At 72.2% G+C, this 13,900-nt stretch carries 10 protein-coding genes and 3 pseudogenes; 10 read left to right on the top strand and 3 right to left on the bottom strand.

Going from position 1 to position 13,900, the window contains the following annotated elements; all coding sequences use genetic code 11:
* Positions 1–205: 205 nt before the first annotated feature.
* From H8R17_RS45990 to H8R17_RS37945, 3 genes are read right to left on the bottom strand one after another with little or no spacing between them, the layout of a single operon-like run.
* Positions 206–814, bottom strand: a complete 609-nt coding sequence (locus H8R17_RS45990) for a PfkB family carbohydrate kinase (RefSeq protein WP_316959653.1) — start codon at positions 812–814, stop codon at positions 206–208.
* A complete protein-coding gene (locus H8R17_RS48965) occupies positions 700–1,194 on the bottom strand; it encodes a PfkB family carbohydrate kinase (RefSeq protein ID WP_223125950.1) in 495 nt (164 codons plus the stop codon). Before H8R17_RS48965 ends, H8R17_RS45990 begins: the two co-directional genes overlap by 115 nt.
* Positions 1,187–2,245: a LacI family DNA-binding transcriptional regulator gene (locus tag H8R17_RS37945; protein ID WP_187827757.1), complete on the bottom strand. Its 1,059-nt coding sequence runs from the start codon at positions 2,243–2,245 to the stop codon at positions 1,187–1,189. Before H8R17_RS37945 ends, H8R17_RS48965 begins: the two co-directional genes overlap by 8 nt.
* 147 nt (positions 2,246–2,392) lie before the next feature.
* Between H8R17_RS37945 and H8R17_RS37940 the strand changes: the two genes are divergently transcribed.
* From H8R17_RS37940 to H8R17_RS37895, 10 genes and pseudogenes are all read left to right on the top strand, one after another.
* Entirely contained in the window at positions 2,393–3,520 is a 1,128-nt protein-coding gene (locus tag H8R17_RS37940; RefSeq protein WP_187827756.1) for a substrate-binding domain-containing protein, read from the top strand.
* A 101-nt stretch (positions 3,521–3,621) separates the two neighbouring features.
* Positions 3,622–4,656, top strand: coding sequence for an ABC transporter permease (locus tag H8R17_RS37935; RefSeq protein WP_187827755.1), 1,035 nt, complete (start codon positions 3,622–3,624; stop codon positions 4,654–4,656).
* Positions 4,653–5,432 (top strand): ATP-binding cassette domain-containing protein, encoded by a 780-nt coding sequence (locus tag H8R17_RS37930; protein ID WP_316959652.1) that lies wholly within the window; start codon positions 4,653–4,655, stop codon positions 5,430–5,432. Before H8R17_RS37935 ends, H8R17_RS37930 begins: the two co-directional genes overlap by 4 nt.
* Positions 5,433–5,446: 14 nt before the next feature.
* Entirely contained in the window at positions 5,447–6,460 is a 1,014-nt protein-coding gene (locus tag H8R17_RS37925) for an aldose 1-epimerase (protein ID WP_187827753.1), read from the top strand.
* Positions 6,461–6,560: 100 nt separating this feature from the next.
* A pseudogene (locus H8R17_RS37920) lies at positions 6,561–7,965 on the top strand (helix-turn-helix transcriptional regulator); the annotation flags it as partial.
* Positions 7,966–8,150: 185 nt separating this feature from the next.
* Positions 8,151–9,386, top strand: a complete 1,236-nt coding sequence (locus H8R17_RS37915; RefSeq protein ID WP_262505835.1) for a serine hydrolase — start codon at positions 8,151–8,153, stop codon at positions 9,384–9,386.
* A 337-nt stretch (positions 9,387–9,723) separates the two neighbouring features.
* Positions 9,724–11,097, top strand: a complete 1,374-nt coding sequence (locus H8R17_RS37910) for a CAP domain-containing protein (RefSeq protein WP_187827752.1) — start codon at positions 9,724–9,726, stop codon at positions 11,095–11,097.
* Positions 11,098–11,257: 160 nt separating this feature from the next.
* Entirely contained in the window at positions 11,258–11,938 is a 681-nt protein-coding gene (locus H8R17_RS37905; protein WP_187827767.1) for an AIM24 family protein, read from the top strand.
* A gap of 92 nt (positions 11,939–12,030) precedes the next feature.
* Positions 12,031–12,847, top strand: a pseudogene (locus tag H8R17_RS37900) (tetratricopeptide repeat protein).
* Positions 12,844–13,900: pseudogene (locus H8R17_RS37895) on the top strand (polyprenyl synthetase family protein); the annotation flags it as partial. The pseudogenes H8R17_RS37900 and H8R17_RS37895, both read left to right, overlap by 4 nt.

Here is a 13,900-nt window from a genome sequence, read left to right as displayed (position 1 = left end):
TGGTAGCCGCCGCCGATGAGGAAGTCCAGGTACTTCTTGTCGATGGTGACGGGCGCCACGGGGGCGGCGAAATCACATGCCCGGACGGTGAAATCGACGGATCGGGTTTGAGAAGCGCGTCACAGCCCGCCCAGCACCGGCTCCGGACTTCGGCCGTGGCCGTCCGCGTTGTCGGTGCCGTCGGCGAAGGCGAGGTCCGCCGCCGTCAGGGTGCGTGGGCGGGCTGGTGGGGGCGCGGCAGGGCGGTGGGCGGGTCGGCGCCCATGCGCTCGCAGGTGAGGGCGGAGACGAGCACAGCGTCGTCCACGGCGGTGGCCAGCACGGCCGTGGCGGCCGCCGCGAGGGTCTGCGGGGTGTACAGCTCGCTGCGGAGCAGGGCGCCGAGCAGCCCGGCGGTGAAGGCGTCGCCCGCGCGGACGGTGTCCACCACCGCGGCCTTGCGGCCGGGACGGCTGAAGCCTCCTCCACTGGTGTGGAAGGCGTGGGCGCCGGCGGCACCGTCGGTCACCACGACGAGGAGCGCCCCGAGCACGATCCAGCGGGCGGCGATCCGCTCGATCCCGGTGCCCGGGTAGAGCCACTCGGCGTCCTCACGGCTGGCCTTGACGATGTGGGAGACGCCGACGCTGCGTTCGACGGCGTGCCTGGCGCCCGCCGCATCGCCCAGCAGGGCGGGGCGGATGTTGGGGTCGTAGCTGATCAGCGCCGTACCCTGGGCGCGCAGGCGCTGTACGGCGGTGTGGATGTGGTCGCTGCCCGGCGGTGTCCAGGAGGCGACGGAGCCGAAGTGGAGTACGGCGGTGTCGGCCGGGATGCGGGCGGTTTCGTCCTGGGTCCACTGCCAGTCGGCGGTGCCGTCCAGGTAGAAGTCGTAGCTTGCGCGGCCCTGTGCGTATCCATGGAAACGACAGCCAGCGTGGTCGGTTCGACGGCGTGCGGACAGGACGTCAGGTCGACCCGGCTGGCGGTGGCGTGGGTGCGCAGCATCCGGCCGAAGGTGTTGTCGGCCAGCCGCGCCATGAGCGCGGTGTGGTGTCCCAGCCGGGCGAGGCCGACGGCGACGTTGAACGGGCTGCCGCCGGGCCGGGCGCGGTAGTCGCCGGGCGCCTCGAGCCGGGGGACCATGTCGAGGAGGGCTTCGCCGATCACGGTCAGGGTGGGGGCCTGCCCCGTTGCCTGCGTCGGTTCAGTCATGACGCGGGCCTATGGGTGGGATCTCGCCTGAGCCCCGCTCGATCAGCAGGGTCGGCAAGGTGACGGTGCGGGTAGCTGACTGGTCGCCGTCCAGCCTGGCGAAGAGGATCTCGGCCGCGGTACTGCCCATCCGCTCGATGTCCTGGGCGATGACGGAGACACCGGGACTGAGCATGTCGGCGAGGGGGAAGTCGTCGAAGCCCACGTGGGCCACGGTGTCCTGCAGGCCGAGGGCGCGCAACGCGCGGCTGGCCCCTATGGTGACCATGTTCTGGCTGGTGAAAAGCGCAGTGGGCGGATCCGGAAGGGCCAGCACTTGCTCGGCGGCAGCGATGGCGGCCTCCTCACTGGCCCCCGCGTGGCGGACGACCTCGTCGTCGTACTCGATATGCGCGACTTCCAGGGCGTGCCGGTAGCCGTCGAACCGCTGGGCGGCGGTGGGAATCGACTCCCGGTCGCCGAGGTAGGCGATGCGACGGTGACCGGCCTCCAGCAAGTGGTTGACGGCCGTGATGGCACCATGCCGGTTGTCGGAGACGACGGCGTCCGCGTCGAGCAGGCTGGGCTCGCGGTCGACGAAGACCATGCAGGTGCCTGAGCGCTGCTCGCTGAGCAGGTAACTGTGGTCGCGTCCGGCGGGGACGATCACCAGCCCGTCGACCCGCCGGTCGACGAGTGCCCGGGCGAGTTCCCGTTCCCGGTCCGGGTTCTCGTCCAGGCTGCCGACCAGCACCAGGACTCTGCGCTCGCGGGCCACGTTCTCGACGGTGCGGGTCAGGGCGGCCGAGAAGGGGTTCGCGGCGTCCTCGACGAGCATGCCGATCATCGAGGTCCGGCCGTCCCCGCGGCGCAGACTGCTGGCGGTCAGGTTGGGCCGGTAGCCCAGCTTGTCGGCAGCCTCGCGGACCCTGGCGGCGATCAGCGGATCGACGGTGGGAACACCGTTGACCACACGCGAGACCGTCTTGATGGCCACGCCGGCCAGCGCCGCCACCTCACGCATGGTGGGGCGGCTGCGAAGAGACCGTGGCGGCGGCTCGTCCTGGGGCATCGTTGTCTCCCACCGGCTCATGTTTACCGACTCGTTGCGGGCGTATGTCTACCAGCGTCTTGACGCACTCGTCCATGGGGATCAGTATCCCGGTCAGTCAACGTTGTCTCAGCGTCGACCAACGACGGCTCCGAAAGGGCTCAAGACATGAACATCTCCACCAGCCAGGCGTCGGGCCGCCGCAGTCGGCGCACCCGGGCGGCAGCGATCGGCATCACCGTGTGCCTCGGCGCCACGCTCGCGGCCTGCGGCTCCTCCAACGGCAGCTCCTCCGCGTCCGGGTCGGGCGGCAGCGGGAAGGTGGGTGTCTCGCTGATCCTGAAGACACTCAGCAACCCGTATTTCGTGAGCATGGAGAAGGACGCCAAGACGCAGGCCGCCAAGGACAACGTGAACCTGACGGTGGCGGCGGGCCACAGCGACGGTGACACCCAGACCCAGATCACCGCCATCGACAACGCCATCTCGCGCGGCGACAAGGGCATCTTGATCACTACCAACGGCGACGCGGTGAACGCCGCGCTGAACCGGGCCAAGCAGGCCGGCCTGTTCGTGATAGCCCTGGACACCGCGCCCAACCCGCCCAGCACCGCGGACATCACCTACGCCACGGACAACGAGCAGGCGGGCAAGCTCATCGGTCAGTACGCCGCGACCGCCCTGAACGGCAAGCCCGCTGTCATCGCGATGCTGGACCTGTTCAACAACCAGGTCGTCTCCGTTGACATCAACCGCGACCACGGCTTCCTGGAGGGCATGGGCATCGACCCGGGCAGCAAGACCGAGAACGGCAAGGAAGCCAAGTCCGGCAAGTACACCGGCGGCAAGGGCGGCACGTACACCATCGCCTGCCACCAGCCCACCCAGGGCGCCATCGACGGCGGACGCACCGCGATGGAGAACTGCCTGTCCGCCAACCCGAACATCAACGTCGTCTACGCGATCAACGAGCCCGCGGGCGAGGGCGCGTACAACGCGCTGAAGGCCGCCGGCAAGGAGAAGAACGTCGCGGTCTACGCGATCGACGGCAGCTGCTCCGGCCTGAAGAACGTCACCAGCGGCGAGTTCGCCGCCGACGCCGTGCAGTACCCGGGCAAGATGGCCGCGCTCGGCGTCAGCTCCATCGCCAAGCTGGCCCGCGGCGGCAGCAAGCCCAGCGTGACCAACGGCAAGTCGTTCTACGACACCGGCACCGCTCTCGTCGCCGCCAAGCCCCTCGACGGCCTCACCGTCCAGTCCCCGTCGCAGGCCGCGTCCGCCTGCTGGGGCAGCTGATCCGGTCCGAGCCGGGTGCGCCGCCGGTGAGTACACACCGGCGGCGCACCCGCACCACACGAGCCGAGCCTTTACGAGGGAACGAACCGGAAGGACCCCCTGTGACCACCCACGTGGACAGTGAAGCCACACCAACGCCGTTGGAGGAGTTCCTCAACCGGCCCGCCACCCTGACCCAGCGCATCCACTCGGTACTGCACCGCCAGCCCGCACTCAGCCCGGCGATCGTCCTGATACTCGCCGCCGTGGTGTTCTCCCTGGTCAACGAACGCTTCTACGCGCTGCAGAACCTCTCGCTGATCGCCCAGCAGACAGCCGTCATCGGTGCGCTGGCCGTCGGGCAGACGGTCATCATCCTCACCGCCGGCATCGACCTGTCCATCGGCGCGGTCATGGTGCTCGCCTCACTGCTGATGTCCAAGCTCGTCGCCGACAACCACCTGCCGGGCGTGGTCGCACTGCTCGCGGGGGCGGCCGTTGCCATCGCGGCGCAGGCCGTCAACGGGCTGCTGGTCACAAAGATCAAGCTGCCGCCCTTCATCGTCACCCTCGGCACCCTCAGCGTCTTCACCGCCATCACCCTCATCTACGCCAAGGGCCAGACCGTCGCCCTGCACCCGGGCAACATCCTCATGTGGACCGCCAACACGGTCTCCCTGGGGCAGCTGAACCTGACCAACGGCGTCCTGGTCATGATCGCCCTGTACGCGGTGATCGGCTACGCCCTGCGCTACACCGCCTGGGGCCGGCACCTGTACGCCGTGGGCGACGACATCGAGGCCGCCCGCCTGGCCGGCATCTCCGTCAACCGGGTACTGCTGAGCGCCTACATGGTCGGCGGTTTCGCCATCGCCGTGGGCGCCTGGATCCTGGTCGGCCGGGTCGGCGGCGGCGACCCCAACAGCGGCCTCAACGCCAACCTGCAGTCCATCACCGCCGTCGTCATCGGCGGTACCAGCCTGTTCGGCGGACGCGGCGTGGTGCTCGGCTCGCTGATCGGCGCGCTCATCGTCCAGGTCTTCGTCAACGGCCTGGCGCTGGCCGGGATCGACCCCAACTACCAAGTCCTCGCAGTCGGCATCCTGGTGATCGCGGCTGTCTCCGTCGACCAGTGGATCCGGAAGGTGAAGTCGTGACCCAGAGCGCACCCGTTCTCGAGGCCAGGGGGCTGGTCAAGCTCTTCGGCAAAGTCGTCGGACTGAACAACGTCGACCTCACCCTCTACCCCGGCGAGGTCCTCGCCGTCATCGGGGACAACGGCGCCGGCAAGTCCACGCTGATCAAGACCCTCTCCGGGGCGCTGACCCCCGACCAGGGCAGCATTCTCGTGGACGGCAAGGAGGCCAACTTCAAGCGGCCGCAAGACGCCCGCGAAGCCGGCATCGAGACGGTCTATCAAACCCTTGCCGTCGCCCCGGCGCTGGACATAGCCAGCAACCTGTTCCTTGCCCGGGAGATCCGCCGCAAGGGCGTGCTCGGCTCGGTGTTCCGGATGCTCGACACCGGCGAGATGAGGCGTCAGGCGTCCGATCACGTCAAGCGGCTGGGCATCAGCACCCTGCAGAACATCAACCAGGCTGTGGAGACGCTCTCCGGTGGCCAGCGCCAGTCGGTGGCCGTGGCCCGCGCGGGCGCCTTCGGCGGCCGAGTCGTCATCCTCGACGAGCCGACCGCCGCCCTCGGCGTCCGCGAGACCGGCCAGGTGCTGCGCCTGGTTCGCGACCTGCGCGACCAGGGCCTCGGCGTCATCCTGATCAGCCACAACATGCCCAACGTCTTCGAGGTCGCCGACCGCATCCACATCCAGCGCCTCGGCGCCTGCGCCGGGGTCATCACCCCGCAGTCGCACTCCATGGAGGACGCGGTCGCCATCATGACCGGGGCGAAGAAGCTCGCCCCGGAAGCCGGCTGAGAGGAAGGGGCGGGATGGCCGCCGAGTACCAGATCGCCGACGGCAGCCTCGGCGGCGAACCCACCGTGACCGTCTCCGCGCCGGACGGCTCCGCGCGCGCCGTCCTCGCCCTGCGCGGGGCGACGCTCCTGAGCTGGCAGGTCAGACGCGGAGCGGGCGGTCAGTTGACGGAGCTGACGGACGGCTACCGCGACGAGGCGGAACTGCTGTCACAGGACGGCGTACGGGCGGGCCTGCTCGCCCCGTTCCCCAACCGCGTCGCGGACGGCCGCTACCGGTGGAGCGGCCGCGACCACGACCTGCTGCCCGGCCGCGGCGGGGACCGCACGATCTACCACGGATTCGCCCGCGAAGCCCTGTTCGAACTCGTCCATGCCGCCACGAAGTCCGACTCCGCCCACCTGCTGCTGCGCACCAGGCGCATCACGCCGGACCGGTACCCCGGCTACCCGTTCACCCTCGACCTCGAGGTGGAGTACACCGTGAGCGGCCGCGAGCTGGCCATCGAGATCCGGGCGACGAACGTGGGCGACACCACCGCCCCCTACGCGGCGGGCTGGCACCCCTACTTCACCCTCTCCCAGCCCATCGACGACCTGGTCCTGCAGATCCCCGCGCACACCCTGATCCGCACCGAAACCTCCCTTATCCCTCTGCGCGGTGAAGACGCCCTGCTGCCCCTGGATCACTGCCCCGGCATGGACTTCCGTACGCCGAGACGGCTGGGCGACGCCGTCATCGACGCCTGCTTCGCGGACCTGTCCCCCGGTCCCGGCGGCCGGGCCGAGACCGTACTGAGCGATCCGGCGACCGGTGATGAGCTGCGGGTGTGGCAGTACGGCGGGTACATGCACGTGTTCACCGGAGACACCCTGGCGCGTGACCGGCGCGCCTCCATCGCGCTGGAACCCGTCGAGACGATGACCAACGCCTTCAACCGCCCAGAACACACCACCGCCCTGTCCTTGGAGCCTGGCCGGCAGCGGGAATTCCGCTTTGGCGTCACGTACATGTCTCCAGGGCACTGAGCTCGTTCGTTTACCGCCTGCGATGCCATTTGGCGCCCTTCCTGTGGCGGGTTGCCTGGAAAGGGCTGAGCTTTTCAGGATGTGGATCCGGTTGTTGAGGGACTCTTGCCGTGCGGTAGGTGTTCCGGTCTTGTGCGGCCCGACGGGTTCACTGCAGCTGCGGCATCTCGAGGCGGCCCTGGACCTGTCGCCGGCGGTGGATCCCGCCACCCGGCCCTCGGGCGGCGGCGTCGACCACGTGGCCCTCACGCTGCGGGCCTCGGCCACCGCCGCGCACGCGGGAGAGCTGCACCGCGCCGTCTCCCTGACCCGGTCCGCGCTCGCGGACCTCGGTCAGGACGCCGACTCCGAACTCGGTGCGGTACACCCCGGCCGGCAACCTCCTGCGCGTGGACAGTCTGCCGGCGGCGTTCACGCACAGCAGCAAGGCGCTGGCCATGATCCCCGCCGAGCCCGCGTCGCCCACGTGGGTGTGGGCGGCGGCCACGCACGCCATGGCCGCGCGGCAGGTCGGGCGGAACGACACCGCCCTGGAGGTCGCCCGCAGGGCCCTGCGCGTCGCCGAGCAGCTGCGCATGACCGACGCCCGGGCCGATCTCCTGATCCCGGTGGCCGACCTCGAAGGGGACGGCCGGCGCAGCCCGGAGGGCCGTGAGCGGCTCCGCGCGGCCCGGGAGCTGGCGCGCGACGCGGGCAGCGCACCGGTGGAGCTGCGCGCGCTGTTCAACCTCGCCATGGGCTGCTACGAGTCCGGCCTGCTGGAGGAGTGCCTGCCCTGGCTGGCCGAGGGCCTGGACCGGGCCCGCCGTACCGGGCTGCTGGCTTCGACGTATCCGCTGGAGATGCGGTACCTCCAGCTGCTGGTGCTGCACACGCTGGGCCACTGGGACGCGTGCCTGCGCGCGGCCGCGGCGGACGCCGAGGTGGTGCCGCCGCGGGCGGATACGCGGACGCACCTGTGCTGTACGTGGCGCTCGCGCGCGGTGACTTCACGGCGGTGGACCGGGCGCGCGCCCTGCTGGAGGGGCCGTTCGACTGGACGGGCACGCTGGTCGCGGGCATCGTGCTGACCGACGCGGCCGCGCTGCGGGGCGATCCGGCGGCGGCCGTCGAGCGCATGCGGTCCACGGTGACGGCGCTCACCGACGACGCGGGCGCGCGGCCCGACGTCACGGTCCGGCTCGCCGCCCTCACGCTGTCCGCGGTCGCCGATGCGGCGGCCGGGCTGCGGCTCACCGGCGACACGGCAGGAGCCGGACGCTGGACGGACACGGCGGACGAACTCGTCGGACTGGCGCGGGCCACGGCCGCGGGGCGCACCTCAGGGCCCCGAAGGACAGGCGTGGCTGGCCCGGGCCGAGGCGGAGCGGGCGCGGGCCGAGGCGGAGCGGGCGCGGGCCGTGTCAGGGCCGGACGCTGAGGCCTGGGCGAAGGCGGTGGCCGCTTTCGACTACGGCGAGGTGTACGAGCGGGCGCGCTGCCGGCTGCGGCACGCCGAGGCGCTTGGGCCTGATCGCCCCGGAGCCGTCGGCGTCCGGCTGAGCCATCCCTCCCGCGTCCTGAAATACACACTTTTCGTACCTTTCGAGGCAATACTGTGCGCATCCGCGCTGCACGGTGATCAGCGCATGGCCAACTGTGCGTCGACCGCGGACCTGTGACGGCATGTGAGAGGCGGGAGAAGAGCCGGATGAGCCGGATGGTCACAGCAGCAACGGTGCGCAGGAGTACGGCGGCAGCGGCGACAGCCCTGGCCCTCATGGCGGTCCCCGCCCACGCCGCACACCCGGAGCCGGGCGCCGCGCGGGCCGGCGCGGTGCTGCCACAGCCCGATAAGAGCGGTCTGCGCGGTGTGCTGAGCACGGCCCGGACGCAGGGCGCGCCCGGCGCGCTGGCCCGGATCGATGACCACGGCACGGTCCTGCGCATGGCCGTCGGCGTCGCCGACCGCGGGACCGGACGGGCGCTCAGCACCCTCGACCGGTTCCGCATCGGCAGCGTCAGCAAGATCTTCACAGCCGTGGTCCTCCTGCAACTCGCCGACGAGCGACGGCTGAAGCTCGACGCGCCGGTCAACCGGTATCTGCCGGGGCTGCTGCCGGACGACCGCATCACCGTGCGGCACGTGCTTAGTCACCGCAGCGGCCTGTACGACTACACCAACGCCATGTTCGCCCGTACGGTCCCCGGCTTCGAGGCCGTCCGCACCAAGGTGTTCACCCTCCGCCAACTGGTGAAGCGGTCCCTGCGGCACCCCCGGACCACCCCGCCCGGCGGCGCCTACTCCTACTCGAACAGCAACTTCGTCGTCGCGGGAATGCTGATCAGGAAACTGACCGGCCACTCCCTGCGCACCGCGTACCAGAACCGGATCATCGAGCCGTTGAAGCTGCGCGACACCTTCTACGTGCACCCCGGCACCCGGATCCCCGGCCGGCACACCCGCGGCTACCTCACCCCGGACACGGTGGGCGCGCCGCTGGTCGACGCCACCGAGCAGACGGCGTCGTGGGCGCAGAGCGCGGGCGCGCTCGTCTCCAGCGCGCGGGACCTGAACACGTTCCTGGCGGCGCTGCTCGGTGGCCGGCTGACCTCCGCGGCGCGGCTGGCCGAGATGCGGCGCTGGGTGCCGGCGGGCACGGGTCAGGCGTACGGGCTCGGCCTGCGGCGCCGCGACCTGTCGTGCGGTGTGTCGGTCCACGGCCACACCGGTGCCGTCCAGGGCTACTACACCTACGCGTTCGCTTCCAGGGACGGCCGGCGCAGCCTCGCCGCGCTCGCCACCACCTCCAACAGCGGGCCGGTGATGAACACGATGCTGCGCACTCTGGAGTCCGCGTTCTGCGGCCGGCGGGCGAAGGCGGCGCGCGGTACGGCGGTCGTCGAACGACATGCGGACGTCGCCCCGGGGGTCGCCCGGGACTGACCGTGCGCGCGGCGTGCGGCGGTCACGGGAGCGGGGCGAGGCGCCGCCGGGCGGGACCCGGGCGACGTCGGCCGCGGGAACGGGGCGCCGTGCGGAAGGGCGGGCCCAGACGACATGGACCGCGAGAACAAGGAGCCGTGCGGGAAGGCGAGCCCAGCCGACATCGACCGCGGGAGCGGGAAGGCGGTGCTGACGGGCGGGAACCCGGGCGGGCCGGTGAGCGTTCTCCGGACGACACCCCACCACCGTCCGGACACCACCCCCGGACCCGGACCGCATCCCTCGGGCCCGGACCGCACACCACCGGCCGGCGAAACGACGACACCAGGGCGGCACGATGAGCGAGTTGGTCCCCGGCGGCAATCTGCCCCTCCCGGGCGGTGCGGTGACCGTCCGGGTGCCCGGCCCGTTCGACGTGTCCGCGCTCATCACGGACGACGGCGGCAAGGTGCGCGGCGACGGCGACTTCGTGTTCTACAACCAGCCGTCCGCGCCCGGAGCCGCCCTGCGCGGCGACACGCTCACCGTCGACCCGCAGGGCCTGCGCGCCGGGGCCACCCGGGTCACCGTGGTGGTCAGCGCCGCCGAGCCGGGAACTCCCCTGGGCCGCCTGCCCGTTCCCGCCGTCCAGGTCGCCGACGCGGCGGGCCGCCCGGTCGCCCGGTTCGTCCCGCCCCGCCCGCGCGAGGAGACCGTCCTGCTGCTCGCCGAGATCTACCGGCGCGGCGACCGCTGGAGGCTGCGCGCCCTGGGCCAGGGGTACGCGGACGGACTGGCGGGGCTGGCCCGGGACTTCGGCGTGGATATCGTCGAGGACGACACGGTGACGCCGGCGGTCTCACCGCCCACGCCTGCGCACGGCGCGTACGGCCGTACCGGCGGCGTGAGTGGCTCCGCCGTCCGGACGGCCGGTCCGCGGCCCCCGTCCGCCCCAGCCCCGGACGTCTTTCTCGGCCTGGTCAACTCCGCCCGTGCCGCGGCCGGTTCGTCACCGGTCTCGCTTGACACGCGGCTGGCCTCCGCGGCGCAGGCGCACGCCGGCGCCATGGCCGCGGCCGGACGCCTCGGCGTCGAGACCCGCGACGGCGTCTCCGTCTACCAACGGGTCATCGTCGCCGGATACCCGTACATCACCGTCGGCGAGCTCCTGGTCTCCGGCCCGCGCACGCCCCCCGAGTTCGTCCAGTACTGCCTGCGCACCGAACAGCCCCGGCGCACCCTGCACGACCCGGCCTTCACCCACGCGGGCCTGGCCCACGTCAGCGGCGGCCCCTCCGGCGACACCTTCTGGACCGCGCTGTGGGCGAGGCCCCTGTCCCCCGCCGAACTGGCCCGGACGGCCGCCGACGTCATCGACCTCACGAACCGGGAGCGCGCCCGGGCCGGGCTGCCGGCGCTGGCCGCCGATACCGCGCTGACCGCCGCGGCGCAGGCGCACAGCGCCGACATGGTCGCGCGCGACTTCTACTCCCACACTGCGCCCGACGGCAGCAAGCCCTGGGACCGTGCCGCCGCGGCGGGTGCGTCCCGGCGCTCGATCGGCGAGAACATAGCCTGCGGTCAGCGCTCCCCCGCCGAAGTGGTGGAGGGCTGGATGAACAGCCCCGGCCACCGAGCCAACATCCTCAAACCCGACTTCACCCACATCGGTATCGGCTTCGCCGGCGGCGGCCGGGCGGGCACCTACTGGACCCAGCTCTTCGGCGCCTGAACCAATGCCGGAAACGGCACAGGAATCCGTACCCGGTGCCGGCCCTTCTCCGTACCTGAGGCCGGCCCGCTGCGCCCAAAGTCGGCCGTCTCCGTATCTTAAGTCGACCCTTCGCTTCATGATCTTGGCGGAACGCCTGCTTCCGGGCGAGGATGCCCGTATGAAGGGCGACCTCTTTTCCAGTGAGCACATGGTGCAGCCCGCCGTCACGCCGGGCATGGCGGTCGAGAACGCCAAGTGCATCCGGTACACGGTGAACGGCGAGATGTTCGCGCGGCAGGGCGCGATGGTCGCCTACCGCGGCGGTCTCCAGTTCGAACGCAAGGGCCAGGGCGGCGTGGGCGGTTTGCTCAAGCGCGCGGTCACTGGCGAGGGGCTGCCGCTGATGACGGTGCGCGGGCAGGGCGAGGCCTGGTTCGCGCAGGAGGCGCAGAGCTGCTTCGTCGTGGAGATCGAGCCGGGCGACGAGTTCACGGTCAACGGCCGCAACGTCCTGTGTTTCGACGCCACGTTGTCGTACCGCATCGCGACCGTGAAGGGTGCGGGCATCACCGGCGGCGGCCTGTTCAACAGCGTGTTCACGGGACATGGCGCGCTCGGACTGGTCTGCGAGGGCAACCCGCTGGTCATCCCGGTCTCTCCGCAGCATCCGGTGTACGTCGACACGGACGCCGTCGTCGGCTGGACTGCGGGCCTCGCGACCTCGCTGCACCGTTCGCAGTCCGTCGGCTCGATGCTGCGCGGCGGCTCCGGGGAGGCGGTGCAGCTGGTGCTGCAGGGCGAGGGGTACGTGATCGTGCGGCCGAGCGAGGCGCCGCCGCAGAAGCCCCAGCAGCACTGAGACACCGTCATGTGATCCGCGGCGCACAGGCCAACCCGGTCCGCTCCGCCGGCGTCTTGATCGACAACAGGTGACGGGGCGCTCTCACCACCCTGTCGGTCAACTCCTCGCTGACCGACGTCCTCGCGGCCGGGACCGAGCAGCTGCGGGCGGCCGAGCGGGCCGGGAAGCCCGCCGAGATGGCACGTTGCCGCCGACCTCGGCGAGCGCGGCGGCGACGCCGTCGTACGCGGCTACTCGCTGGCGGGCCTGGCCGAGACCGGCCGGATCCAGGGTGACTACGAGGCAGTCGGCCGGCTGCACGAACAGCTGCTGACGGGGGCCCGGCGGCGCGGCGAGGCCCGGCACACGGTGTGGGCGCTGGAGGGCATTGCCCAGATGCCCCGCAACACCGGCTCGTACGACACGGCGTACGAGCTGTTCGAGGAGGCGGCCGGGATCACGGCGGGCGCCGACGACCGGCGCGGGCACGCATGGGCGCTGCGCGGGCTCTCCGATGTGGTGTCGGTGCGCGACGGGGACACCGGGCGGGCGCTGCGGCTGCTGTCCGAGGCCGAGCGGACGTGCCGCCGGATGGAGCTGTCCAGCGCGCTGGCCTACAACCACAAGATGCGCGGCAACGTCCTGTACCGGGCCGGGCGCTGGGCCGAGGCCCGCGGCCTCTACGAGCAGGCGCTGGCGGAGTTCCGGGGCATGAACGAGCCGCGCGGGGAGGCGCTGGCGCGGCTCGGGCTCGCCAAGTCCCTGGCCCAACTGGGCCGGGACCGCGCCGAGACGGCGGCCGAACTGGCGGACCTCGCCGGCACGCTGGAGCGGCTGGGCCCGCGGCACGCGCGGGAGATGGTGGCACGGGCGCGGGAGGAGTTCGGCATACCGGGCGCCGCGGACGGGACGGAGGCCGTACGGTGACGGCGTTTCCCCCGGCGACGGAGGTCGCCGCGCCAAACGTGCCCGACGTACCCGACGTGCTCGACCGCTGCCGGGCCCTGGTCCGGCCCGCGCTGGCCGAAGCGGTCGGGCGGCTCCATCCGTGGGTCGGCGAGATGGCCGCGTACTCCTGCGGCTGGTGCGAGGTGGGCGGCGCGCCGGCTGTAGCCTCCGGCGGCAAGGGGGTGCGGCAGACGCTGGCGGTGCTCGGGGCGGAGGCGGCAGGGGCGCCCGGACGAGCCGGGGTGGCGGCGGCCGTCGCGGTGGAGCTGGTGCACGCCTTCTCGCTGCTGCACGACGACATCGTGGACGGCGACCCGGCCCGGCGCCGCCGCCCGGCGGTGTGGAAGGCCTACGGCACCGGTCCCGCGGTGCTCGCGGGCGACGCCCTGTTCGCGCTGGCCGTCGAGACGCTGGCGACGGCCGGGCGGTGCCGGGGCGGTACGGACGCTGTCCGCGGCGCTCGGGTACCTGGTGCGCGGCCAGGCGGACGACCTGCTGTTCGCCGCCCGTCCCTGGACGGGGCCGCGGCGGGTGCGGCCGGCGCAGTACCGGACGATGGCCGAGCACAAGACGGGTGCGTTGCTGGGCTGCGCGGCAGCCCTTGGGGCTGTCCTCGGCGGTGCGGCGCCCGGCACGACCGCCGTCCTGGACCGCGCCGGGGCGCCATCTCGGGATCGCCTTCCAGATCGTCGACGACGTGCTGGGCATCTGGGGTGATCCCGCGGTCACCGGCAAGCCCGTGCACGGCGATCTGCGGGAGCGGAAGGCCCTCCCGGTGCTGGCGGCCTCGACACGCCGGGCCCGCACACCGCGCGGCTCGCCGCGCTGTCGGAGACCGGCGCCCGTCCCGCCGAGGCCGCGGCACTGGTCGAGCAGGCGGGCGGCCGATCCACGGCGCCGACCGAGGCACGGACACACCTGACCGAGGCGGAGCGGTCCCTCGCCTGGACGTACTTGGGCTTTCGGCCGGTGCGGCGAGAGGGCGTGCCGGGCGTCGCGACGGGGCGAACGTTGCCTGCCGGGGCACTAGCC

Source organism: Streptomyces sp. TRM68367, assembly GCF_014495685.1.
GTDB lineage: Bacteria > Actinomycetota > Actinomycetes > Streptomycetales > Streptomycetaceae > Streptomyces.
This window is presented reverse-complemented; position numbering and strand designations above follow the sequence as displayed.

Bases quoted from the DNA above. Each gene is read 5' to 3' on its own strand.
- H8R17_RS48965 (WP_223125950.1), bottom strand. From the start codon at position 1,194: ATGACTGAACCGACGCAGGCAACGGGGCAGGCCCCCACCCTGACCGTG.
- H8R17_RS37945 (WP_187827757.1), bottom strand. From the start codon at position 2,245: ATGCCCCAGGACGAGCCGCCGCCACGGTCTCTTCGCAGCCGCCCCACC.
- H8R17_RS37940 (WP_187827756.1), top strand. From the start codon at position 2,393: ATGAACATCTCCACCAGCCAGGCGTCGGGCCGCCGCAGTCGGCGCACC.
- H8R17_RS37925 (WP_187827753.1), top strand. From the start codon at position 5,447: ATGGCCGCCGAGTACCAGATCGCCGACGGCAGCCTCGGCGGCGAACCC.
- H8R17_RS37915 (WP_262505835.1), top strand. From the start codon at position 8,151: ATGAGCCGGATGGTCACAGCAGCAACGGTGCGCAGGAGTACGGCGGCA.
- H8R17_RS37910 (WP_187827752.1), top strand. From the start codon at position 9,724: ATGAGCGAGTTGGTCCCCGGCGGCAATCTGCCCCTCCCGGGCGGTGCG.
- H8R17_RS37905 (WP_187827767.1), top strand. From the start codon at position 11,258: ATGAAGGGCGACCTCTTTTCCAGTGAGCACATGGTGCAGCCCGCCGTC.